Below are 23,406 nucleotides of genomic sequence, written 5' to 3'. Positions count from 1 at the left end.
CGGAAGGCGGTGGTTGAGATAACGGACGTGACGAAGCGCGCCCATTCTGACACGGGCGCGCCGATTGTCAATTAGACCAAACTTACGCGTTCACCCCGAACGAGCGGGCGAGCGGTCCGAGCCCGCCGTTGTAGCCTTGGCCGACTGCGCGGAATTTCCACTCGTTGCCGTAGCGGTAGAGCTCGCCGAAGATCATCGCCGTTTCCGTCGAGCTGTCTTCCGACAGGTCGTAGCGGGCGATCTCGCGTTCGCCGTCCGCGTTCAGGCAGCGGATGAAGGCGCGCGCCACCTGGCCGAAGTTCTGGCGGCGCTGCTCGGCTTCGTGGATGGTGACGGAGAACGCGATTTTCTCGATGTCCGGCGGCACCCGCGTGAGGTCGACGACGATGCGCTCGTCGTCGCCTTCGCCCTGGCCCGTGCGGTTGTCGCCCGTGTGCGTGACGGCGCCGTCGCTGGACTTCAGGTTGTTGTAGAAGATGAAGTCGGCATCGCCGCGCACCTTGCCGTCGCCGCGCAGCAGGAAGGCGCTGCCGTCGAGGTCGAAGGTGGCGCCGTCGGTCGCGCGCGGATCCCAGCCGAGGCCGACGATGACCTTCTTGAGGTTCGGATCTTCCTTGGACAGGTTGACGTTGCCGCCTTTTTGCAAACTGATCGCCATCTTGCTTCCTTTCTTTGGATAGGGACTAAAGTTTCAAGTCGCCGATTCGAGCGCTTCGCGCTTCTTGTAGCGGATCGACGACCACAGCGAGACCAGGATGAAGGCCACGCCGGACAGGCCGGTGAACCATTCCGGGATCTCGTACTCGACGCTGGCGAACATGATCAGGGCCAGGATGCCGATCGCGTAGTGCGCGCCGTGCTCGAGGAAAACGAATTCTTCCAGCGTGCCCTTGTGCACGAGGAACACGGTCAGCGACCGCACGAACATCGCGCCGATGGCGAGGCCCAGCATGATCACGACGACGTCGTTCGTGATCGCGAACGCGCCGATCACGCCGTCGAAGCTGAACGACGCGTCCAGCACTTCGAGGTAGATGAAGCCGCCGATGCTGCCCTGCGAAATCAGCTTGCCGACGGCCGGATCGGCTTCCTCTTCCTCCAGCAGGCCGGAAAACCAGTTCACGCCCACGTACACGAGCACGCCGACGACGCCCGCGATCAGCACGGACAGCTTGCGCTCCTGCGGCACGAGGCTCATGCAGCCGAACGCGGCGAGCAGGGTGAGCAGGATGGCGAAGCCTTCCGAGCCGTACTTGCCGACCTTTTCTTCGATCCAGCCCAGCCAGTGGAGTTCCTTTTCTTCGTCGAACAGGAAGTTGAGGAAGACCAGCAGCAGGAACGCGCCGCCGAACGCGGCCACTTCGGCGTGGCGCGACGTCAGGTTGCGGGCGTACTCGGCCGGACTGTGGACCGCCATGTGCCAGACGTCGACGAGGCCGAGCCCCGTCGCCACCGACACGATCAGCAGCGGAAACAGCAGGCGCATGCCGAACACGGCGACGACGATGCCGGCCGTGAGGAACAGTTTTTGCCAGAATGCGTTCCAGTTGCGCAGGACGGAGGCGTTGACGACCGCGTTGTCGAACGAGAGCGAGATCTCGAGCACGCCCAGCACGGCGGCGATCCACAGCCCCTGCACGAGTCCGGCGGCCCCGCCGTGGGAAAAGCCCCACCAGCCGGCCAGCGCCAGCAGGACGGCGGCGACCACGAACGACAACCTGAAATGTTGCATGCACTCCTCCCCGGTAAGCTACATTGACTGAAACACCACAACGCGCATATTAACCCGGTTCACACCGTGGCGGGCGCATCGAATGCCGTCTTGACAACGACGCCGGGCCGTCCTCGCCGAATTGCTCACGCAACATCGCATCTGCGATAATGCCGCCCGGCGTCACGCCTTCCTATTTCAGCCTGAATGGATTTCGCATGGATTTTTCTTATCTGGTCACCCCGGTGCTGACCTGGCTCGTGGTCGGCCCGATCAAATTCCTCATCAATAGCGCGCGCCAGCGGCGCTGGGCGTTCAATCTCGTCGGCAATGGCGGCTTTCCGAGCAACCACAGCGCCACCGTCACGAGCATGGCGACCCTGATCGCGCTGCGCGAGGGCATCGGCCACCCGGCGTTCGGCGTGGCCGTCACCTTGTGCTTCATCGTCATGATCGACGCCAACAGCCTGCGCCGGCACGTCGGCCGCCAGGCCGCCGCCATCAACCGCCTGGCCGCGGACACGGGCGGCCACACCACCTTGCGCGAGCGCATGGGCCACACGCTGGTCGAGATCGGCGGCGGCATCGTGACCGGGATCCTGATGGGGAATCTCGTGTACCACCTGTTCTCCAAGTAATTTACTTGGGTCCCCGCCTGCGCGGGGACCCGATGACTGCACACCATCCCCGCCGTCCACCCGGACGTCCGCCTGTCCGTTTCGTCGCGCATTCCAACCTCGGCCAAACGCATTTCATCCCGCCTATCTGCAGTTCATCCCACCAAAACCGCGCTTTGCCGAACCGTCAATTGACGCTCATGACGGCCTCATTGATACTGCCCGCTGGCCTTTTCTATTCTTATTTTTACAGGTAACGAGTCCATCTCGGGGGAACCAAGAAATGTTGCGCAAAACTATAATCTTCCTTGCTATTGCTTCCGCACTCAGTGCGTGCGGCAAACACGACAAGGACCCGGCCAAGCCAGGCGCCGCCGCCGCGCAGGCGGACGGCAAGCAGAAGGATGGCAAGCCCGTCCGGCTGCTCGTTTCGCCCGAGGATGTATTGACCGTACAGAGCAGCACCCTGGCAAACGGCCCCGTGATCACGGGTTCGATCCAGCCGGAACGCAGGGCCGACTTGCGCGCGGAAGTGTCCGCCATCGTGCTGCAGGTGCTGAAAGAAAACGGCGATCCGGTCAAGAAGGGCGACGTGCTCGTCAAGCTCGACGAGACGTCCATCCGCGACAGCCTGATGTCCGCCCAGGAAGCCCTGCGCGCCGCGACCCAGGCCTTCGACCAGTCGCAGCGCTCGCTCGACCGCCTCAAGACGCTGCGCGCGTCCGGCATGACGTCCGCCCAGGCGCTGGACGATGCGGAAGTGCGCCGCAACAATGCCCAGAGCGACGTGTCGGCCGCGCGTGCGCGCCTCGTCGCCGCCCAGCAGCAGGTGACCCGCACCGTCGTGCGCGCCCCGTTCGACGGCATCGTGTCCGACCGCAAGGTGTCGCCGGGCGATACGGCCGCCATCGGCAAGGAATTGCTGAAGGTGATCGATCCGACGAGCATGCGCTTCGAGGGCCAGGTGTCCTCGGACAAGATCGCCGCCGTCAAGGTCGGCCAGCCTGTCATGTTCCGCGTGAACGGTTACGGTGATCAAAAGTTTAGCGGCATCGTCAAGCGCATCGACCCGAGCGCCAACGACGTCACCCGCCAGGTCGAGGTGCTCGTCGGCTTTACGGGCGATACCCGCCCGCGCGTGGCCGGCCTGTACGCGGAAGGCCACATCGACGCCGAGCTGTCCGACGCGCTGATGCTGCCCGAATCCGCCCTCGTGCGCGACGGCGACAAGACGTATGCCTGGAAGCTCAAGGGCAATGCGCTGGACAAGGTCGACCTGGCGGTGGGGCCGCGCGACCCGCGCAGCGGCGGCTTCGAGGTCAAGAGCGGCCTGGCGGCGGGCGACACCGTGCTGCGCCACCCGAACTCGAGCCTGAAGGACGGCCAGCAGGTCGAATTGGCGGCGGCGCGCGTCGCCAGCGCGGCCAGCAATCCGGCGCCGGCCAAATAAACCGGGGAATTTGCAATGTTCCTTTCCAATTTCAGTGTCAAGAAGCCCATCGCCACGATCGTGCTCGTCATCGGCATGATGTGCATGGGCCTGCTCGCGCTCTCCAAGCTGCGCGTGAACCAGAATCCGGACGTCGAAATCCCGATCATCGTGGTCACGATTCCGTATCCGGGCGCGTCGCCCGAGACGAGCGAGCGCGAATTGCTCGAGCGTCTCGAAAAGCCGATGCAGGCGATCACCGGCGTCACGGAAATCGATTCCTACGCGAACGAAGGCAGCGCGACGATCGTGCTGCAGTTCGACTTCAAGCGCAACCTGATCGAGGCGTCGGACGACGTGCGCAACGCGATCGCCGGCGTGCGCTACAAGCTGCCGGTCGAGATGCGCGAGCCGGTGCTGCGGCGCGTGGACCCGTCGGCCCAGCCGATCATGAACCTGGCGCTGTCGTCCACCACGCTGAGCCATGCCGAGATTTCGCGCCTGGCCGAGGACAAGCTCGCGGACCGCCTGCGCGCCATCGACGGTGTCGCCAACGTGCAGGTCAACGGTTCGCTCAGGCGCGAACTGTCCGTGCTGCTGCACGCGCAAAAGATGCGCGAATATAACGTGTCGGTCAGCGACGTGACGAATGCGCTGGCGCGCCAGAACACGAACGCGCCGGTCGGCAAGGTGCGCAGCGAACTGGACGAAAAGGGCATCCGCCTCGTCGGCCGCATCGCGCATCCGGAAGACTTCTCGCAGGTCGTCGTCAAGCGCAACGGCGACACGATCGTGCGCCTGAACCAGGTCGCGGACGTGAAGGACGGCTTCGCCGACATCGAGAGCTACTCGATGCGTAGCGGCAAGTCCAACGTCGGCATCTCGATCATCCGCTCGCGCGAAGCGTCGACCGTGGGCATCGCCAAGAGGGTGCGCGCGATGGTCGACGACATCAACAAGGAACTGCCGAAGGGCACCAGACTGGACGTGACGCGCGACGGCGGCGACGACGCGCAGCGCAGCCTGAACAACGTGATCGAGTCGCTCGTGTTCGGCGCCGTGCTGACCATCTTCGTCGTGTACGCGTTCCTGAATTCCTGGCGTTCCACCCTGATCACGGCGCTGTCGCTGCCGACGTCGGTGCTGGCCGCGTTCATCGCCGTGTGGCTGTGCGGCTTCACGCTGAACTTCATGACGCTGCTCGGCCTGTCGCTGGCGATCGGCGTGCTGATCGACGATGCCATCGTGGTGCGCGAAAACATCGTGCGCCACATGGAAGCGGGGGCCGACCGCCGCACCGCCGCGCTCGAAGGCACCGCCGAGATCGGCATGGCCGTCGCCTCGACGACGTTCTCGATCATGGCCGTGTTCATCCCGGTCGCGTTCATGCAGGGCATTGCCGGCGAATGGTTCCGGCCGTTCGCGCTGACCGTCGCGTGCTCGGTGATCGTGTCGCTGGGCATCTCGTTCACGCTCGATCCGATGCTGTCGGCCTACTGGGGCGATCCGCCGGGCCACCACCACGCGCCGCGCCGCGGCATCGAGAAATACCTGGCGAAGTTCAACGTCTGGTTCGACCGCCAGGCCAACCGCTACGGCCACGTGATCGCCTGGGCGCTGCACCACCGCCGCTGGATGGCCATCATCGCCGTCGCCAGCCTCATCGGCGCGCTCGCCCTGCACATCATGTTCGGCGGCTCTGCGTTCCTGCCCAAGTTGGACGCGGGCCAGATCGCGATCGAAGTGCGCACGCCGGCTTCGTCGTCGGTCGGCTATGCCAAGATGAAGATGGAAGAGGCCGCCGCGCTCGCCCGTACGCTGCCGGAAACGAAAGAGACCAACAGCTCGATCACGTCGGCCGGCGGCCGCATCTACGTCGACATCGGCAAGCGCAGCCAGCGCCACCGCACGGCCGCCCAGATCGCTGTCGAACTGCGCGGCAAGATCGCGCGCCTCGTCGGTGCCGAGTACACGGTCACGGACGACTTGAACGGCAACGGCAAGCCCGTGCAGATCGAGTTCACCGGCCCCGATTCGCGCAAGCTGATGGAGCTGACGAACGCCTACATGGACAAGCTGCGCCAGGTGAGGGGCGCCGTCGACGTCACGCTGTCGCAGCAGGATCCGAAGGACGAGCTGCAGATCGAGCTCGATCGCGGCCTGGCGAACATGATGGGCATCTCGGTGGGCGACGCCGCCACCGCGCTGCGCGTCGCGTTCGCCGGCATCGAGATCGGCGACTGGGTCGATCCGACGGGCGAGACCCGCGACGTGGCCGTGCGCCTGGCGCCGGAAGACCGCGTGGGCGCCGAGAACATCGAACGCCTGCCGATCGCCGTCGCCGGCACCAACACGATGGTCCCGCTCGACCAGATCGCCAGGATCACGATGGGCAAGGGCCCGTCGGCGATCGAGCACAAGGACGGCAAGCGCGTGATTACCGTGTCGGCCAACGTCGAGGGCCGCTCGAACGGCGAGGTGACGGACGAGGCGATGAAGCTCGCCAAGACCATGGACTTCCCGCCGGGCTACGGCCTGTCGCTGGGCGGCGCCGGCAAGGACCAGGCCGAAGTGTTCACGCAGATGACGATCGCGCTCGTGTCCGGCATCGGCCTGATGTACCTGATCCTCGTGATGCAGTTCGGCTCGTTCACGGCGCCGCTCGCCGTGATGCTGTCGCTGCCGCTGTCGCTGATCGGCGTGGTCCTCGCGCTGCTGCTCACGCACGGCACGCTGAACCTGATGAGCTTCATCGGCATCATCATGCTGATGGGCCTCGTGGCGAAGAACGCGATCCTGCTGCTGGACGCCGCCCGCACCCGCGAGGCGGAAGGCATGGACCGCGAGGAGGCGCTGATGGCCGCCGGCCGCGCCCGCCTGCGTCCGATCCTGATGACGACGTTCGCGCTGATCGCCGGCATGTTCCCGGTCGCGCTGGCCCTGGGCGATTCCGGCCAGTTCTACCAGCCGCTCGCGATCGCGATCATCGGCGGCACGATCACGTCGACGATGCTGACCTTGCTGGTCGTCCCGACCTTCTACGACAGCATCGAGATCGCCCGCGACCGCATGGTCGCCAAGTTCCACCGCCGCGCGGCCCGCTTCACCGCGGTGCCGGCGTTCGTGCTGACCTTCATCGAAGCGATCCTCACCCTGGTGGTGGTGCGCCTCGTGTTCCGCCTGATCGTGAAGGCGGGCCGCTTCGCGCTGGGACGCGGCCGTCCGGCGACGGCGTGACGGTGTGCCGGCCGCGGCCGGCATCATGACAAAGGGCCTGCGTGTGCAGGCCCTTTGCCGATGCGCCATGGCGATCAGCGGCCGGAGGTGCCGGAGGTGCCGGTGTTGGAGGTGCCGGTGCCCGACGTGTCGCTGCCGGTGGTGCCCTGCGTACCCGAGGTGCCCGACGAGCCGGTGCCCGTCGTGCCCGTGCCGGTGGTGCCGGTTGCGCCCGTGCCGGTGGTGCCGGTGCCCGTTGCGCCGGTGCCGGTCTCGCCGGTGGTGCCCGTCGCGCCCGTCGTGCCGGTGGTGCCCGTGGCGCCGGTGCCCGTGGTGTCACCCGTCGTGCCCGTGCCGGTGGTGCCGGTCGTGCCGCTCGTGCCCGAGCTGTTGCTCGGCGCGGTGGCGGACGTTTCGCCGGTGCCCGTCGTGCTGGTGGGTTCATTCTTCTTGCAAGCGGCAAGGCTTGCCATCAGGGCGGCGGCGAACAGAATCTTCGATGCGTTGTTAAGAGCTTTCATTTGTTTTACTCCTCGTTCACGTCTATCGTGTACCGCCGTTTCCAGGTGAGGCGCTGGAGGGGCGGCGGCGGCTTTGGGTTCCCGATGGACCTGCCGGCCCAAGCGCGAACCATCAGGAACCGACGCAATACGCGGCTCCGGTGGAGTACGAATCCGACTGTGAGGATTAGACCGGCACGACGCCGGCCGGTTCGTTGGATTGCACTCCTTTAGCTTGGTGAAACGCCGGCAATCGTCCGACGTTTCCCTGCGTCCGCGGTGCGGCGCGCAGCGCCGTCACGTGCGGGTTAGATAAGAGCCGAACCATCATCGTTCAACCCTCAGTCCACCGGCGAAGGTGCCGGTTGGTTTCGGTGCCGCGTCGGCGCTGTCGCCGGCGGCCTGTTCGAGCAGGGCGGGGATGCCATCGCACAATTCCCGCGCCAGGTAACCCAGTCTGCCGAAACGTTCGGCCAGGTGTTCGCCCGCGCGCGCATGGAGCGCGACACCCCAGGCGGCGGCCTGCGCCAGGTCCGCGCCCCGCGCCGCGAGGCCCGCGAGGATGCCGGCCAGCACGTCGCCGGAGCCGGACGTGGCGAGCCCCACATTGCCGCCCTCGTTCTGCCAGCGCTCGCCGCCGGGCGCCGCGATCACGGTGCGCGCGCCCTTGAGCACGACGACGGCGTTCCAGTGCTGCGCGGCCTCGAGCGCGTGGCGGTCCGGCGCGGCGCAGATCTCGTCCTTGGCGCTGCCCGTCAGGTGGGCCATTTCGCCCGCATGCGGCGTCAGGAGGACGGGCACGGCGAAGCGGAACGGGGGATCGCCGGCCGGTGGATGCAGCACGGCGCCCATCGCCTCCGCGTCGAGCACCACCTTCGTGTCGCTGCCGTCCAGGCGGGGCAGCAGGGCGTGCACGAGGCGGGCCGTCGCGGCCTCGTCCTGCATGCCGGGGCCGATGAGGATGGCGCTGATCTTGTCGGCCAGCGGATCGAGCGCGGCCACGGCTTCGACGGTGAAACCGCCGGCCTCGTTTTCCGCCAGGCCCAGCACGCGCGATTCCGGCAGCGCCAGCGCGACCAGCTGGGCCACGCTGCGCCCGGTGGCGATGGTCAGCTTGCCGGCGCCCGCGCGCAGGGCCGCCGTGGCGGCGAGGATCACGGCGCCCGGCATCTCGCGCGAGCCGCCGAGGACGAGCACGTGGCCGCGGTCTTCCTTGTCGGCGTCGTTCGACGGCACGGGCAGCGGCCAGCTGCGCAGCAGGCTCGGATCGACGTCGCGCGGGCGGGCATGGGGTTGCAGCATCATGGGGACAGGACCTCAGGCCTTGGCGGCGGTGGGCTGGTCTTTGGCGACCGTGACCGGGGTGCCGCTCGCTTCCAGCGGCGCGACGAAATTGACCAGGCGCACGGCCAGCTTGCCGCGCTTGCCGAGCGTGGGGTCGAAGGCATACGAGGTGACGGAGCAGTTCGGCACGTCGCCGGCGCGGTCCTGCGCGAGGATCGCCGCCTCGTCCATCCGCTCCAGCAGGTAGCGGAAGCAGTTGACGATGACCTGGTGCGCGACGATCAGCACGCGCTCGCGCGAGTATTCGCGCGTCATCGTGTCGAGGACGCTGCGCAGGCGCAGGATGACGTCGCACCAGCTCTCCCCGCCGGGTGGACGGAAATAGAACTTGCCGACGTGGTGGCGTTGCTCATGGAGCTCGGGATACTTGTCGGCAATGCCGCGCACGGTCAACCGGTCGAGGATGCCGAACTCTTTTTCGCGCAGGCGTTCGTCGGCGTGCACGGCCAGGAGCTCGTCGCGGTCCAGGCGCTGCATCAGGATGTTGGCGGTCTCGGCCGCGCGCACGTACGGCGAATGCAGCACGACGTTCGGCTGCTCGTCGGGCGGCAGCGCGGCGAACCAGCCCGACAGGGCCTGCGACTGGCGCACGCCCAGCTCGGACAGGGGCACGTCGACGTCGCGCTCGGCGATGTCGATGCGCAGGCCGGCCGCCGCTTCGGCGGCGTCGCGTGCGACGTTACCGGCGCTTTGTCCGTGCCTGACGAGCCAGATTTCCTGAGGCCACTTCTGATCCATCATCCGACCGTTTGCGTTTTTGACATGACGCGATCATAGACGGATTCGGCGGGATTTCCGCGCACGTTTCCGGACGATAACGTGTGCCGGAACCGCGTGTAGGCGGGGTCTTACGTCAGCAGTGGCGGCGCGTCAGGCCACCTGTTCCTCGCTGTCGAGGTTGACTTCGGCGTTGCTGTCGAACACCTTCATGTCGGTCAGGCCGAGCACCCGGCTGGCGAAGGTGCCGGCCGTGATGGAACCGCTGACGTTGACGGCCGTGCGCCCCATGTCGATCAGCGGTTCGATGGAAATCAAGAGGCCCGCCAGCGCGACGGGCAGGTTCAGCGCCGACAGCACGATGAGCGCGGCGAACGTGGCGCCGCCGCCCACGCCGGCCACGCCGACGGAGCCGATCGTCACGACGCCGATCAGCGGCAGCAGGAAGGCGCTCGTGTACGGATCGATGCCGAGCGTCGGCGCGATCATCACGGCCAGCATCGCCGGATAAATGCCGGCGCAGCCGTTCTGGCCCATCATCGAGCCGAACGACGCGGCGAAGTTGGCGATGCCCTCCGGCGTGCCCAGGCGCGCGGTCTGCGTCTGCACGCTCATCGGGATCGAACCGGCGGACGTGCGCGACGAGAATGCGAACGCGAGCACGGGGAAGATTTTCTTCACGTAGCGGCCCGGATGCAGGCCGACGGCCGTGATGATCAGCAAATGTACGCAGAACATCAGGATGAGCGCGCTGTACGAGGCCGCGACGAAGCCGATCAGGTTCAGGATGTCCTGCAGGCTGGAACTGGCGACCACCTGCGTGATCAGGGCGAACACGCCGAGCGGCGTCAGGCGCAGCACGAGCGTGACCATGCGCATCACGATCACGTGGGCGACGTGGACGAATTCGCTGAATTTCTCGAACACGTCCGGCTTCTTGCCCGCGATGCCCGTGGCCGAGACGCCGATGAAGATCGAGAACAGCACGACGGCGATCGTCGACGTCTTGCGTGCGCCCGTCATGTCGAGGAAGGGGTTTTCCGGGATGAAGGACAGGATCAATGTCGGCAGCGAGACGTCCTGCGCGGTCGACAGTTTGCCTTCCAAATAGTGTCCGCGCGCGATTTCGGCCGCGCTCGACGTCAGGCCGACGGCGGTCAAGCCGTACAGCTTCGCCATCAGGATGCCGATCGCGGCCGCGATGGCCGTCGTGACCATCAGGGTGCCGATCGTCAGCGCGCTGATCTTGCCGAGCGACGATGCGTCGCGCAGCTTGAGGATGGCCTGGATGATCGAAACCATGATCAACGGCATGATGATCATCTGCAGCAGCTTGATGTAGCCCGTGCCGACGATGTCGAGGTAGGCGTTGGTCTGCGCGATGACGGGGGAACCGTTGCCGTACCAGGCCTGGAAGGCGGCGCCCAGCGCGATGCCGAGGCCAAGGCCGGTGAACACGCGTTTCGTGAAGGACAGATGGCGTTGCTGCATCGCGTACAGCAGGCCGCAGACGGCCAGGGCGATGCCCAGGTTCAGGATCAAGGGGAGACTCATGGTGTCCTTGGATTGCGTTGCCCGCGCGCCTTGTATGCGCACAGGAAATATAAGAAACGCATTCTATATCCATTCATGGGGGATTGCATGAGGTCCCATGCGGTCGGGAGGAGCTCGTTGCAAAGTGTTAAATGTTGTTGACACGGCAAGCCTGGTTTGCAACACTCGGGCGTCGTCCACCGCCACCGTCCGGAGATTCCATGCCTGTCCTGCGCCGCCTGCTGTGCCTTGTCTTGTTGTGCTGCTGGTCGGGCGCGTGGGCGCAGACCACCGTGACGGGATTCTCGCCGGAAGGACAGGTGCGGCGCGTGCGCCAGGCGGTGGCGCGCTTTTCGCAGCCGATGGTGGCGTTCGGCGACCTGCGCGCGGCCGCCCCGTTCGACGTCGCCTGCCCGGTGCCGGGCAGCGGCCGCTGGGTCGACGCGCAGACGTGGAGCTACGATTTCGACCGCGACCTGCCGGGCGCGACGCAATGCCGGTTCACGGTCAAGGCGGACGCCCATGATCTCGCCGGCCGGCCGCTTGCGGGCCCGCGCGCATTCGATGTCTCCACCGGCGGACCGGCCGTGCTGGAATCCCTGCCGCGCGAGGGCGAGGAGGGCATCGACGAGCGCCAGGCCTTCGTCCTCGCGTTGTCCGCGCCCGCGTCGGGCGACAGCATCCTGAAACAGGCTTGGTGCCGCGCCGACGGCGTCAGCGAAAAGATTCCCGTGACCCTGCTCGCGGGCGAGCAGCGCGCACAGGCGCTCCGCAACGACCGCTGGTTCGTGCGCCAGATCGTGGCCGAGGATCAAGGGAAAGAGGCGCCGTGGTCGTATTCGGCCGCGCAGCTGCGCGCCGACGACAAGGCCGGGCGCCTGGGGCGTCTCGTCGTGCTGCAGTGCCGCCGCACGCTGCCTGCGGACACCGAGGTGGCCCTCGTGTGGGGCGCCGGCGTCGCCGCGCCGAACGGCGTCGCGACCGACAAGGACCAGACGCTCACGTTCAAGACCCGCGCCGACTTCACGGCCCGCTTCAACTGCGACAAGGTCAACGCGCGCTCCCAGTGCATCCCGTTCCTGCCCATGCGCGTGCACTTCAGCGCGCCCGTGGCGGCGGCCGACGCGGCGCAGGTCTACCTGGAAGGCCCGCGCGGCAAGCGCTGGCCGGCGCTGCTGGACAAGGAAGGCGACCGCGTGCCGGACTTCGTCACGCAGGTGAACGTGCCGGGACCGTTCCCGGAACGGTCGCGCTTCACGCTGCACCTGCCCGCCGGCCTGCGCGACGACGCGGGCCGGCCCCTCGTCGACGCCGGCCGCTTCCCGCTCGCCGTGCGCACGAGCGAGGAGCCGCCGCTCGTGAAATTCGCGGCGCCGTTCGGCATCATCGAGGCGCACGGCGACCGCCTGCTGCCCGTCACGGTGCGCAACGTCGAGGCCCCGCTGGCCGGCCGCATGCACACGACCGGCGCGGCCATGCGCCTCGATGCCGGCCGCACGGCCGACGTACTGGCATGGCTGCGCAAGGTCGCCGGCCCGCACCGCGGCCTGAACCCGGGCCCGCAGGCGGGCAAGCAACTGGACGTGTCGATCTTCAAGGGCGCGAAGCCGGAGACGCTGGAACGCTTCACCTTGCCCCGTGCGCACGGCCGGCGCGCGTTCGAAGTGATCGGCATCCCGCTGCACCGGCCCGGCTTCTACGCCGTCGAGCTGCAAAGCCCGCGCCTGGGCGCCGCGCTGAACGGCAAGCGGCGCACGGCCTATGTGCGCAGCGCGGCCCTTGTCACCAACCTGGCGGCGCACCTCAAGCTGGGCGCGCAATCGTCGCTCGTGTGGGTGACGTCGCTCGACAAGGGCCAGCCCGTGCCCGGCGCGCGCGTGGAAGTGCGCGATTGCGCCGCGCGGCTGCTGTGGCATGGCACGAGCGACGCGTCCGGCATCGCGCGCATCCGCCAGGCGCTGCCGCGGGCCCGCTGCAAGGACGACGACGTCTATGTCGTGACGGCCGCGCGCGGCGACGACTTCACGTTCACCCTGTCCGACTGGAAGCAGGGCATCGAGGCATGGCGCTTCCACCTGCCCACGGGCAGCCGCGACGAGGACAGCCGCGTCGTCGCGACGGTGTTCGACCGGACCTTGCTGCGGGCCGGCGAGACCGTCCACATGAAGCACTTCCTGCGCCGCCGCACGCAGCAGGGGTTCGCCTTCGTGCGGGCGAAGGATGCCGCGCCGGCGCCGGAGAAGACGGCGCTGCCCACGCGCGGTTTCCTCATCCACCAGGGCAGCGGCGAGAAGGTCGAATTCCCGCTGCATTGGGACGCGAACGGCAGCGCCGAGGGTGAATGGGCGATTCCGCTCGACGCGAAGCTCGGCGCGTACGACGTGATGATCGGCGGCCAGGTGGCGGGCGAGTTCCGCGTCGAGCAGTTCCGCGTGCCGACGATGAAGGCCAGCCTGGCGGGACCCCAACGGCCCGCCGTGGCGCCGCAGGCCGTCACGCTCGATGCGCAGGTGAGTTATTTGTCGGGCGGTCCGGCCGGCCTCGCGCCCGTCAAGTTGCGCAGCGTCGTGCAGGACACCAGCGTGCAGTTCGACGGCTACGACGATTTCACGCTGGGAGCAGGCGACGTGCGCGAGGGCGTCGTCGACCAGGGCGACGAGGAGGACGAGGACGCCGAGACCGAAGGCACGCCGGGCCAGGACGTCGCGCGCACGCAAGCGCTGCAACTGGACCGCGCCGGCGGCGCGCGCATCGTGGTGGACAAGCTGCCGGCGATCGAGCGCCCGAAAAGCCTGCTGGCCGAGCTGTCGTACCAGGATGCCAACGGCGAGACGCTGACGGCGTCCACGCGCGTGCCCATGTGGCCGTCCGCCTACGTCGTCGGCATCATGCCGGACGGTTGGCTGCTGCGCCGCGACGGATTGAAATTCCAGACCGTCGTGCTGGACGTCGCGGGCAAGCCCGTCGCGAACGTGCCGGTGACGGTCGACTTCCTGAAACGCGAGACGTATTCGCACCGGCGCCGCCTCGTCGGCGGCTTCTATGCGTACGAGCACAGCGCCGAGATCAAGCGCGTGGGCGAGGCGTGCAGCGGCACGACGGACGCGCGCGGCCTTCTGCTGTGCGACGTGCGCGCGCCGACCGACGGCGACTTGATCCTGCGCGCGCGCGCCGCCGATCCGCAGCAGCGCGTGGCGGCCACGTATCGCGAAATCTATGTCGTGGGCATTGATGAACAGTGGTTCGCGACCGCGGACCACGACCGCATCGACCTGCTGCCGGCGCAGAAGCGCTACGAGCCGGGCGAGCAGGCGCGCTTCCAGGTGCGCAGCCCGTTCCGCAGCGCGACCGTGCTCGTGACCGTCGAGCGCGAAGGCATCCTCGACACGTACGTCCGGCACTTGTCCGGCCGCGACCAGACGATTGCGATACCCGTGAAGCCGAGCTATGCGCCGAACGTGTTCGTGTCGGCCCTCGTCGTGCGCGGCCGCGTGGCGGGCGTGCAGCCGACGGCGCTGGTGGACCTGGGCAAGCCCGCCTACAAGCTCGGGATCGCGCCGATCCGCGTCGGCTGGCAAGGCCACGAACTGAAGGTCGACGTGGCGGCCGACAAGCCCGTGTACAAGGTGCGCGAACGCGCCCAGGTCACCATCCGCGTGCGCGCGCCGGACGGCAAGGTGCCCGCCGCGGGCACGGAAGTGGCGGTGGCCGCCGTCGACGCCGGCCTGCTGGCGCTGATGCCCAACACGAGCTGGGACCTGCTCGAGACGATGATGCGGGAGCGCAGCCTGCAGGTGGAGACGGCGACGCCGCAGATGCAGGTGGTCGGCAAGCGCCACTTCGGCCGCAAGGCGTTCCCGCAGGGCGGCGGCGGCGGGCGCAGCGTCGGCCGCGAACTGTTCGAGACGCTGCTGCTGTGGCAGGGCAAGGTGGTGCTCGACGCGAACGGCGAAGCGCGCGTGGCCGTGCCGCTGAACGATTCGCTGACGACGTTCCGCGTCGTCGCCGTCGCCAGCAGCGGCGTGGGCCTGTTCGGCACGGGCGGCACGAACATCCGCACGTCGCAGGACCTGATGCTTGTCTCCGGCCTGCCGCCGCAGGTGCGCGAAGGCGACCGCCTGCGCGCCGGCTTCACGGTGCGGAATGCGAGCGACCGGCAGATCGCCGTGCGGCTCGACGCCGCCGTGACGGCCGATCGCGGCAAGCCCCAGCCGCTGCCGCACCTGGACGTCGCGCTGGCGCCGGGCGAATCGCGCGAAGCCGGCTGGGACTACGCGGTGCCGGCCGGCGTGACGGCGCTGCGGTGGGACGTGACCGCGGCCGGCGGCGGCGCGGGCGACCGCATGCGCGCGGCGCAGCAGGTCAGCCCGGCCGTGCCCGTGCGCACCCTGCAGGCGACGCTCGTGCAAATCGACGGCACGCAGACGATCCCCGTGGAGCGGCCGGCGGACGCCCTGCCGGGCCGCGGCGGCATCCGCACGACCCTGCAGGCGCGCCTGGGCGAAGACCTGCCGGGCGTGCGCGACTACATGGCGGCGTATCCGTACTCCTGCTTCGAACAGCGCACGTCGCGCGCCGTGGCGCTGCAAGACCGCGCCATGTGGGACAAGGTCGTCGCGACCCTCCCGGCGCACCTCGACGGCGATGGCCTCGTCAAGTATTTTGCGCCGATGGAGCAGGGCAGCGACGTGCTCACATCCTACGTGCTGTCCGTGACGAGCGAGGCGGACTATCCGATTCCCGACGAGCTGCGCGGCCGCATGGAAGCGGGGCTCGCGGCGTTCGTGGAAGGGAAGATCGTGCGCGGCAGCGGCCGCGCGACGGGCGAGCTGGCCGTGCGCAAGCTGGCCGCGCTGGAAGCCCTGTCGCACGGCGTGGAGGTGCAGCCGGCCATGCTGGATTCGATCGACATCCAGCCGAACCTGTGGCCGACGTCCGCCGTCATCGACTGGTATCTCATCCTGAAACGCACGCCGGCGCTGCCGCAGCGCGACGCGCGCCTGGCCCAGGCCGGCCAGATCCTGCGCGCGCGCCTGAACCTGCAGGGCACGACGCTGGGCTTTTCGACGGAGCGCACGGACGGGTGGTGGTGGCTGATGTCGTCCGCCGACGCCAACGCCAACCGCCTGCTGCTGGCGACGCTGGACGATCCGGCGTGGAAGGTCGACGCGGGCCGCCTCGCGCGCGGCACGCTGGGCCGCCAGCTGCGCGGTCACTGGGACACGACGACGGCGAACGCCTGGGGCGTCGTCGCGCTGAAGCGCTTCTCGGAAACCTACGAACACGAACCCGTGACGGGCAATGCGAGCCTCGTGGTGCGCGGCGCCGGCGCCGGCGCGCAAGCGGTCAGCTGGACGGGCCCGATCCCGGCCGACCAACCCGTGAGCGTGCTGCAGGGCTGGCCGCAGGGCCGCGGCAGCCTGACCTTGCGCCAGCTCGGCGGCGGCAAGCCGTGGGCGACGGTCCAGAGCCTGGCCGCCGTACCCCTGAAGGCGCCGCTGTCGTCCGGCTACCGCATCGCGCGCACGGTCACGCCGGTGGAGCAGAAGGTCAAGGGCGCGTGGTCGCGCGGCGACATCTACCGCGTCCACCTCGACATCGATGCGCAGTCGGACATGACGTGGGTCGTCGTCGACGATCCGATCCCGGCCGGCGCCACCGTGCTCGGTTCCGGCCTCGGACGCGATTCCCAAATCGCGACGGCGGGCGAGCGCCGCACCGGTTGGGCGTGGCCCGCGTTCGAGGAACGCACGCATGCGGGCTATCGCGCCTACTACGAGTGGCTGCCCAAGGGCCGCTTCACCGTCGAGTACACGGTCCGCCTGAACAACGAGGGCCGCTTCGCGTTGCCGCCCACGCGCGTGGAAGCGATGTACGCGCCGGAGATGTTCGGCGAGCTGCCGAATGCGGGCGTGACGGTGCAGTGATGAAAGCGCGCCTGGTGTGGATCCTGCTGCTGGCCGCGGCGCCGGCGTTCGCCGCGGTGCCGACGCCGCAGCAGGTGAGGGCGGCCTGGCGATCGTCCGACACGACCCTGCTGGACCGGCACGGCGCGACGATCGCCGCGGTGCGCGTGGACATGACGGGACGGCGCCTGCCCTGGGTCGCGCTGGACGACATCTCGCCCACGCTGGGCCGAGCCGTGCTGCAGGCCGAGGACCAGCGCTTCATGGAACATGGCGGCATCGACCTCCAGGCCATCGGCAAGGCCGCGTGGGACAACCTGTTCGGCCAGGCGGGCACGCGCACGCGCGGCGCCTCCACGATCACGATGCAGCTGGCGGGCATGCTCGATCCGAAACTGGCGCCCCGCTCGAAGGGACGCACCTGGGAGAGTAAATGGGACCAGGCGTTGGCGGCGCGCGAGCTGGAAGCGGGCTGGAACAAGCGCCAGATCCTCGAAGCGTACCTGAACCTGGCCAGCTATCGCGGCGAGCTGCAGGGCGTCGGCGCGGCCGCGTACGGATTGTTCGGCAAGGCGCCGTCCGGGCTGGACGCTGGCGAGGCCGCGATCCTCGCCAGCCTGTTGCGCGCGCCGACGGCGCCGGCGCGCACCGTCGCGCATCGCGCCTGCCTGCTGGCGCGCGAGCTCGATCCGCATGCGGATTGCGGGGCCATCGAGTGGGAAGTCGACGCCGCGTTTTCGCGCGCGGCGCCGCCGGCATCGGCGCCGGTGTCCGCCGCGACGGGCATCACGCCGCAGTTCGTACGCCGGCTCGGTGCCGGGCCGGGGACGGTCGTGCGCAGCACGCTCGACGCCGGCCTGCAGCGCTACGCCGCCGCCGCGCTGCACCGGCACCTGGCCGAACTGGCTGGCCGCAATGTGGGCGACGGGGCCGTGATCGTCATCGACAATGCCAGCGGCGAGGTGCTGGCCTACGTCGCCAACGATGGCGAGGGCGAAGTCGACGGCGTCACGGCGCTGCGCCAGGCCGGGTCCACGCTCAAGCCCTTCCTGTACGAGCTGGCGCTGGAGCGGGGCCAGTTGACGGCCGCGTCGCTGCTGGACGACACGCCCGTGACCATCCCGACCGTCGGCGGCCTGTACGTGCCGCAGAACTACGATCACCAGTACCGCGATGCGGCCAGCGTGCGCACGAGTCTCGCCGGTTCGTTGAACGTGCCCGCCGTGCGCACGCTGATGCTGGCGGGCCTGGAACGCTTCCACGAGCGCCTGCGCCTGCTGGGCATCACGAGCCTCACGGAAGCGCCCGAATTCTACGGCTGGTCGCTGGCGCTCGGCTCCGGCGACGTCAGCCTGCTGGAACTGACGGGCGCCTATCGCACCCTGGCCAACGGCGGCCTGCAGGACGGCGTGACGTTCGTGCCGCGCGCGCGCGCCCCCAAGCGGCGCGTGCTGGATGCGCGCGCCACCTTCATCGTCGCCGACATCCTGTCCGACCGCGCCGCCCGCAGCACGACGTTCGGCCTCACCAACGAGCTGGCGACGGGCTTCTGGAGCGCCGTCAAGACGGGCACCAGCAAGGACATGCGCGACAACTGGTGCGTGGGCTTCTCGGACCGCTACACGGTCGGCGTGTGGGTCGGGAATTTCGATGGCGGTTCGATGTGGGACGTGTCCGGCGTATCCGGCGCGGCGCCCGTGTGGCGCGACGTGATGGATTACCTGCACCGCGACCGCCCGAGCCGTGCGCCGGCGCCGCCGCCTGGCCTCGTGCGCCAGACGGTGTGGTTCGAGCCGGCCGTCGAGCCGGAGCGCAGCGAGTGGTTCGTGCGCGGCACGGAGACGGCCGTCGTCGCCATGCTGCCGCCGTCCCGGCGCGTGCCGCGGATCGTCTATCCGGCCGCGGACAGCGTCATCGCGCTTGACCCGGACATCCCGCCGCCGCTGCAGCGCGTGAGCCTGCGCGCCTACGGCGGCGCGGGCCTGCACTGGCAGCTGGATGGCGCGGACGCGGGCCCGGCCGACCAGGCCGCGACGTGGGCGCCGCGGCAGGGCAAGCACGAACTGGAACTGGTGGGAGACGATGGCCGGGCGGTCGCCGCCGCCCGGTTCGAGGTGCGCGGCGCGGAGGCGTCCGGTCAGCCCGCTTCGACTTTTTCGACGAGCAGCGGCGGATCGGCCGGCAAGTCCAGCGGCAGCGGCGTGAACAGCGGAGAATCCGAGCGATAGGGCACGCGGCCGTGGCGCGCGGCCGGATCGAGGTGCAGGTCCTGGTCGTCGAAGAACAGGTGCGCGCGGAACGCCTTGACGACCTTCGCCTTCGGCACGCCGCCGAGGAAGAAGATCTCGTTCACGTACACGCCCCAGTGGCGCAGGGTATTAATGACCCGCATCTCGGCCGGCGCGCTGCGCGCCGTGACGATGGCGATGCGCACGGGCGACACGTCCGCCCCGAACGGCAGCCTTTCCTGCAGGCGCGCCAGCTTGCGCAGCAGGATCGCGTAGGGTCCGTCCTTCATCGGTTCGTTCTGCTTCTCGTCCTCGATCGTGTTGAAGCGGTCCAGCCCCTCGGTCTTGTACACGAGCTCACTGGATTCGTCGAACAGCACGGCGTCGCCGTCGAAGGCGATGCGGACCTGGTCCTCGGGCGGCGCCTCGCCCGCGTGCGGCGGCGGCTTCAGGATCGCGGCAGCGCAGGCTTGCGCGTCGATCACGCGCTGGCCGTCTTCGACGTTGGTCGTCAGGAACAGATCGACGGAGAACGCGTCCAGGTAATCGACGACGGACTGCCCGCCCGTGAACGCGTGGCGCGCGATCGGCAGTCCGCGCGACCGGATGTTGTTGAAGACGCGCACGCCGGTCTCCGGGCTGTTGCGCGACATGACGACGACTTCGACGAGCGGCTTCGTCTCGGACGGGGCGTAGCGGTTCAGGCCGAGCAGGGCGCGTACGAGGGCCATGCCGGTGCCGTCGCGCAGCGGTTCGCTCTCGCGCTCGAGCATGTAGGCGCGGTAGTCTTCCAGCGCATTTTGCGGATTCTTGGCGTAGCGGGCTTTGTAGACGGCGTCGGCTTCGGCCAGGTCGAACAGGGCGGTGGCGGAGATGCCGACTACGAGGGTATCGGATAGGTCGAGGGCCATGACGTTGGGATTCCTTGGTTGCGGGAAAGAACTATTCCATCCGGAAATTATCGAGGACCGGGCCGAGGGACGCTTGAGGTCCGACAATCCCGTCGCGCGGCATGAGCGGGCACAAACCCGCCATGCGATCCGGGTAGCACGATGGTTGCCATGACCGCCCCGACTATCCAATCGACGTGCTCCACCCCGGTCGCGCGCCTGCGCGAGATCCGCGCGCTCGTGCATGCGAACAACCGCTCGTGCCTGCCGGACGAGCTCATCGTTTGCCAGATCTACATGGAGTCGCGCTTCGACCAATGCGCGCAGCCGGAAGGCAGCAGCGCGCGCGGCCTGATGCAGTTGCTGAAAGTCGCCACCCGCGAGCTGTTCCGGCTCGACAACCTGTGCAAGCCGCCGTCCCAGCGCTGCGCCGAGCCGGCGTTGTATGCGGAAGCGGATGCCTTCCATGCCAGCCCGGCGTTCATCGACGAAGCTACGAACATCCAGATGGGCACGCGTTATCTGCAGGCCCTGATCGACAAGGCCCGGCGCGAGAAGCGGCCCGATCCGGTTGCGGAGGCCTATATGGATTACCGGGGCGTGCGCAACGGTATTTATTACCGCAAGATCCGGGCGGCGGCGGAACGGCTGAAGTGCGATCCGGATGATGTCGGGGCGTTGCAGGCGATGATCGGCTGAATCGCCCACTGCTACGCGAAATGGGCGTGCTGTCGGGTTGTGTATAACGAGGTGCAATCAGCGGGATTCGACAGCTATTCATGCTCAAATCTCGTGAGCGCATGTGGACATCCAAATCCTGGGCACCCAGGCCCAGACGACATGTCAGGGAAAAGAATGATCCATGCGGTAAGGAGCCCATAATCGTCGCGGACTAATGGTGCATCAAGTTTGCATATCATTAATAGTATGTTTGCACGGCATTCCACGACATGGTTCGGCGTCCCTATTTGCCGATATACTCCCGGCTCGAAATATGGAGCTGCGCGCGGAAAATCGGTTACATTTGCCAGGTCGAGAACGCTTCGCCGGAACCTCGTTGAGACCATCTTATCGAGATTGAATGGAAGACGGTTCGGAATCGGGGTCGGGTTGCTTCCGTCAAAAATGGGCGGCTCGAGGATTTCTTTTCCTTTGAGCTGCAGCGATTTTTGTGCTGTGCAATTCGAATCCGTATCACACGTTATATCGATTACTTCCTCATAACGTCCATGTTCATCCTGCCCAGTTACAAATTTAAAGCGACCGTTCCAGCAGCCAGCGCAATGGTGAGCGGACTTGTCGGCAGTGCGCTTATTTCCGCGTAGAGGTGTTTCATCTATTGTACTCCCGTCAGCCTTGGGGGCAGGGTAGTTCGTCAGCCCTGTCTGAACTACCGTCTCCGTGCGACGCAGTTCGTAGTCGGCTTGTGGCTCCTTCTCCGCGTGTACGCGCCCGATGAGATAGGGGGAGAAAATGGACATGACTGCGGCTAAGAATATTAGCTTTTTGAGTTTTGTGTTCATCGTTATCCTCGCTGTATGGTCATGTCGGCGTTATCGCCGAGGCCGTTATTTCTCTTTGCTTCGGCAACCACAAGGCTGAGGCTCTGGCTCACCGCAAACCCAATCCCCAGACAGTATCTGATTGCGCGGCAATTCGATTTTATCGCCGCCATACTTTGCAATACACTGACCGTGCCATTGCTCCCAGCGGAACCGTAAGCCGTCTCGCATGAAGATGAAGAAGAGCTTCATGCTTTTTTTCGAGGTCGATTGCCCAAACTCGGCCGCCTGCTCCGCCTGTGAAGCCTCGGCGATGACTTCGTGCGGAATGCGCGCGCGTACCATGAGCTGCGCGCGTTTGCGTTGCACTTTGCTGCGAACTTCGTCGACGTACGATCGTATGCTCTCGAGTTCGCGGTCATTCTTTGGTTCCCTGGGGAAGGCGCGCGGCCATTCTTTCCATTCGAACTCGACTGATTCGGGGATTGCCCAAACTGGATCGGCATTATCAGTAGATACAATTCTGGGAGATGAATCGCTCCACTGCGGAAACGTTCCTGCGCGAGGGAAGGATACGTCGGATGAGGGGACGAGACGTAAAATGGAAACCATCACATCAGACATTGTATTTTGGAGTAAAACACTCGTACGCGGTCCTGTCCCACAACGTCGGTCCTCCGACAAATTTAGTGGCACGTCTGCGCAAGACCGGTCGCGCCACCATTGATCAGGCTTGGCGTTTCCGTTACTGAGGCTAATGTAAATGCTTTCGCATTCATGGGCTTCTTCTTCAGGATCGCCCCAGCTAGCTTTGAGATATTCATACAAACCCAGTCGATATACGTGAAATACTCTGAAGACTTGCGAGCGGAGCTAATTGCCTTGGCCCCGTTGAGTTGTACCAATTTCGCTAGTTCATCATCTAATACAGCGCCCAGCCGCGGCTCAATTTTTCCACACGTCGATCGAATTCCGTCATTAATTGCTATTTGCGCAGCCAAACTATATTCCCATACAGCATGCGCAGGCGGCGAATGCAAGCACGCACAAATCATTCCACTTGCCATGCAGCGCCAAATGCAGGTATCAAAAACAGCTCTATGTTTTCCCATAAGATACTCCCGCAGTGCCTGGTGTACGTGATGCCGCCACGGGTGATGGTCACTCCCGCGTCCACAACGGGTTATACCAAGGCGCATCTTCGAGTCGGCCTGAGGTGCAATCAGGTTGCGGCTGGTATGGGCTGGTCTCACACGGGAAGTCTCCGCCGTGCAGGGAAAATACGAAACCGCGTCCTCCGCTCGGATGCACGACAGTTTCCTGCACGTCCCATGCAAGCAGGACGCCGTCGTCTTTGATCCGAAATCTAAGTACGATAACGCGACCACGCGCTGCGGCCACGTACTTGAAGACTTCCTCGGGAATGCGATTGAGCACTGCGACTTTATAGTCACCGACAATATTACCGGTCGTCCAATACAGCCCGGCCTTTTCATTGGCTCCTTCACGCCAAGTTATCCGCACCCAGCGAGGAAATGACATGTTTGAGCCGCCACCAAATGAAAAGTCGCCACCGCCAGTTTGTGTTAACGTGGCAGGCGAGAACATGGTATTTCCGGCATCGGTCGTTGCGTTCACCCCTACCTTTCGGTGGGCGCCTTTCGCCAAATCGAACACTACCACGATCCCCATGCCGCGCAGTTCGCGGCTGGTTTCCGGCTTTTTTCCCATATCGGCACAGCCGACGAGAGACAAGGATCCCAGGATAAGGGCCGAGGCGGAGAATATCGCATTACGAAGTGTCGCCTTCATC

17 protein-coding genes are annotated in these 23,406 nt (G+C 66.8%); 6 read left to right on the top strand and 11 right to left on the bottom strand.

Annotated elements, in window-relative coordinates; translation table 11 throughout:
- Window positions 1-82: 82 nt before the first annotated feature.
- The gene (locus tag ISF28_RS24075) at window positions 83-658 is read right to left on the bottom strand and encodes a TerD family protein (RefSeq protein ID WP_198119709.1); all 576 of its coding nucleotides are present in this window, start codon (window positions 656-658) and stop codon (window positions 83-85) included.
- 33 nt (window positions 659-691) lie between these two features.
- Complete coding sequence (locus ISF28_RS24070; protein ID WP_198119708.1) at window positions 692-1,732, bottom strand: DUF475 domain-containing protein; 1,041 nt, start codon at window positions 1,730-1,732, stop codon at window positions 692-694.
- A 197-nt stretch (window positions 1,733-1,929) separates the two neighbouring features.
- Here ISF28_RS24070 and ISF28_RS24065 point away from each other — a divergent pair, with 197 nt between their 5' ends.
- From ISF28_RS24065 to ISF28_RS24055, 3 genes are all read left to right on the top strand, one after another.
- Window positions 1,930-2,349: a divergent PAP2 family protein gene (locus tag ISF28_RS24065; protein ID WP_198119707.1), complete on the top strand. Its 420-nt coding sequence runs from the start codon at window positions 1,930-1,932 to the stop codon at window positions 2,347-2,349.
- Window positions 2,350-2,611: 262 nt separating this feature from the next.
- Window positions 2,612-3,778, top strand: coding sequence for an efflux RND transporter periplasmic adaptor subunit (locus ISF28_RS24060; protein WP_198119706.1), 1,167 nt, complete (start codon window positions 2,612-2,614; stop codon window positions 3,776-3,778).
- Window positions 3,779-3,793: 15 nt separating this feature from the next.
- Complete coding sequence (locus ISF28_RS24055; protein ID WP_198119705.1) at window positions 3,794-6,994, top strand: efflux RND transporter permease subunit; 3,201 nt, start codon at window positions 3,794-3,796, stop codon at window positions 6,992-6,994.
- 74 nt (window positions 6,995-7,068) lie between these two features.
- Here ISF28_RS24055 and ISF28_RS24050 read toward each other — a convergent pair whose 3' ends face one another.
- The 4 genes from ISF28_RS24050 to ISF28_RS24035 form a co-directional block, all read right to left on the bottom strand.
- Window positions 7,069-7,494, bottom strand: a complete 426-nt coding sequence (locus tag ISF28_RS24050; protein ID WP_198119704.1) for a hypothetical protein — start codon at window positions 7,492-7,494, stop codon at window positions 7,069-7,071.
- 306 nt (window positions 7,495-7,800) lie between these two features.
- Window positions 7,801-8,778, bottom strand: a complete 978-nt coding sequence (locus tag ISF28_RS24045) for an NAD(P)H-hydrate dehydratase (RefSeq protein WP_229519349.1) — start codon at window positions 8,776-8,778, stop codon at window positions 7,801-7,803.
- A 12-nt stretch (window positions 8,779-8,790) separates the two neighbouring features.
- The gene (locus tag ISF28_RS24040; RefSeq protein WP_198119789.1) at window positions 8,791-9,555 is read right to left on the bottom strand and encodes a histidine phosphatase family protein; all 765 of its coding nucleotides are present in this window, start codon (window positions 9,553-9,555) and stop codon (window positions 8,791-8,793) included.
- Window positions 9,556-9,687: 132 nt separating this feature from the next.
- Window positions 9,688-11,088 carry an L-cystine transporter gene (locus ISF28_RS24035; RefSeq protein ID WP_198119703.1) on the bottom strand — a complete coding sequence of 467 codons (1,401 nt, stop codon included), beginning with the start codon at window positions 11,086-11,088 and terminating at the stop codon, window positions 9,688-9,690.
- Between the two features lie 200 nt (window positions 11,089-11,288).
- Between ISF28_RS24035 and ISF28_RS24030 the strand changes: the two genes are divergently transcribed.
- Both ISF28_RS24030 and pbpC read left to right on the top strand, forming a co-directional pair.
- A complete protein-coding gene (locus ISF28_RS24030) occupies window positions 11,289-16,994 on the top strand; it encodes an alpha-2-macroglobulin family protein (RefSeq protein ID WP_198119702.1) in 5,706 nt (1,901 codons plus the stop codon).
- A complete protein-coding gene (gene pbpC / locus ISF28_RS24025; RefSeq protein WP_198119701.1) occupies window positions 16,994-19,201 on the top strand; it encodes a penicillin-binding protein 1C in 2,208 nt (735 codons plus the stop codon). Before ISF28_RS24030 ends, pbpC begins: the two co-directional genes overlap by 1 nt.
- On the opposite strand, the gene ISF28_RS24020 is transcribed toward pbpC, so the two are convergent.
- Window positions 19,111-20,112, bottom strand: coding sequence for a 5'-nucleotidase (locus ISF28_RS24020; RefSeq protein ID WP_198119700.1), 1,002 nt, complete (start codon window positions 20,110-20,112; stop codon window positions 19,111-19,113). The genes pbpC and ISF28_RS24020 overlap by 91 nt on opposite strands.
- A gap of 150 nt (window positions 20,113-20,262) precedes the next feature.
- Between ISF28_RS24020 and ISF28_RS24015 the strand changes: the two genes are divergently transcribed.
- Window positions 20,263-20,790: a lysozyme family protein gene (locus ISF28_RS24015; RefSeq protein ID WP_198119699.1), complete on the top strand. Its 528-nt coding sequence runs from the start codon at window positions 20,263-20,265 to the stop codon at window positions 20,788-20,790.
- A gap of 74 nt (window positions 20,791-20,864) precedes the next feature.
- On the opposite strand, the gene ISF28_RS24010 is transcribed toward ISF28_RS24015, so the two are convergent.
- The 4 genes from ISF28_RS24010 to ISF28_RS23995 form a co-directional block, all read right to left on the bottom strand.
- A complete protein-coding gene (locus ISF28_RS24010; protein ID WP_198119698.1) occupies window positions 20,865-21,614 on the bottom strand; it encodes a hypothetical protein in 750 nt (249 codons plus the stop codon).
- A 45-nt stretch (window positions 21,615-21,659) separates the two neighbouring features.
- Window positions 21,660-22,217: a hypothetical protein gene (locus ISF28_RS24005; RefSeq protein WP_198119697.1), complete on the bottom strand. Its 558-nt coding sequence runs from the start codon at window positions 22,215-22,217 to the stop codon at window positions 21,660-21,662.
- 62 nt (window positions 22,218-22,279) lie between these two features.
- Window positions 22,280-22,705, bottom strand: a complete 426-nt coding sequence (locus ISF28_RS24000; protein ID WP_198119696.1) for a hypothetical protein — start codon at window positions 22,703-22,705, stop codon at window positions 22,280-22,282.
- Window positions 22,706-22,754: 49 nt separating this feature from the next.
- Window positions 22,755-23,405 (bottom strand): hypothetical protein, encoded by a 651-nt coding sequence (locus tag ISF28_RS23995; protein ID WP_198119695.1) that lies wholly within the window; start codon window positions 23,403-23,405, stop codon window positions 22,755-22,757.
- Between the last annotated feature and the right edge of the window lies 1 nt (window position 23,406).

Source organism: Massilia rhizosphaerae (genome assembly GCF_016093545.1).
In the GTDB taxonomy this organism is placed as follows: Bacteria; Pseudomonadota; Gammaproteobacteria; order Burkholderiales; family Burkholderiaceae_D; genus Telluria; species Telluria rhizosphaerae.
The sequence above is the reverse complement of the archived record's forward strand: the minus strand, read 5'-3'. Positions and strand labels throughout refer to the sequence as shown.

Bases quoted from the DNA above. Each gene is read 5' to 3' on its own strand.
- pbpC (WP_198119701.1), top strand. From the start codon at position 16,994: ATGAAAGCGCGCCTGGTGTGGATCCTGCTGCTGGCCGCGGCGCCGGCG.
- ISF28_RS24065 (WP_198119707.1), top strand. From the start codon at position 1,930: ATGGATTTTTCTTATCTGGTCACCCCGGTGCTGACCTGGCTCGTGGTC.
- ISF28_RS24005 (WP_198119697.1), bottom strand. From the start codon at position 22,217: ATGTCTGATGTGATGGTTTCCATTTTACGTCTCGTCCCCTCATCCGAC.
- ISF28_RS24045 (WP_229519349.1), bottom strand. From the start codon at position 8,778: ATGATGCTGCAACCCCATGCCCGCCCGCGCGACGTCGATCCGAGCCTG.
- ISF28_RS24010 (WP_198119698.1), bottom strand. From the start codon at position 21,614: ATGAACACAAAACTCAAAAAGCTAATATTCTTAGCCGCAGTCATGTCC.
- ISF28_RS24000 (WP_198119696.1), bottom strand. From the start codon at position 22,705: ATGGGAAAACATAGAGCTGTTTTTGATACCTGCATTTGGCGCTGCATG.
- ISF28_RS24060 (WP_198119706.1), top strand. From the start codon at position 2,612: ATGTTGCGCAAAACTATAATCTTCCTTGCTATTGCTTCCGCACTCAGT.
- ISF28_RS24075 (WP_198119709.1), bottom strand. From the start codon at position 658: ATGGCGATCAGTTTGCAAAAAGGCGGCAACGTCAACCTGTCCAAGGAA.
- ISF28_RS24050 (WP_198119704.1), bottom strand. From the start codon at position 7,494: ATGAAAGCTCTTAACAACGCATCGAAGATTCTGTTCGCCGCCGCCCTG.
- ISF28_RS24015 (WP_198119699.1), top strand. From the start codon at position 20,263: ATGACCGCCCCGACTATCCAATCGACGTGCTCCACCCCGGTCGCGCGC.
- ISF28_RS24030 (WP_198119702.1), top strand. From the start codon at position 11,289: ATGCCTGTCCTGCGCCGCCTGCTGTGCCTTGTCTTGTTGTGCTGCTGG.
- ISF28_RS24020 (WP_198119700.1), bottom strand. From the start codon at position 20,112: ATGGCCCTCGACCTATCCGATACCCTCGTAGTCGGCATCTCCGCCACC.
- ISF28_RS24070 (WP_198119708.1), bottom strand. From the start codon at position 1,732: ATGCAACATTTCAGGTTGTCGTTCGTGGTCGCCGCCGTCCTGCTGGCG.
- ISF28_RS24055 (WP_198119705.1), top strand. From the start codon at position 3,794: ATGTTCCTTTCCAATTTCAGTGTCAAGAAGCCCATCGCCACGATCGTG.
- ISF28_RS23995 (WP_198119695.1), bottom strand. From the start codon at position 23,405: ATGAAGGCGACACTTCGTAATGCGATATTCTCCGCCTCGGCCCTTATC.
- ISF28_RS24035 (WP_198119703.1), bottom strand. From the start codon at position 11,088: ATGAGTCTCCCCTTGATCCTGAACCTGGGCATCGCCCTGGCCGTCTGC.
- ISF28_RS24040 (WP_198119789.1), bottom strand. From the start codon at position 9,555: ATGGATCAGAAGTGGCCTCAGGAAATCTGGCTCGTCAGGCACGGACAA.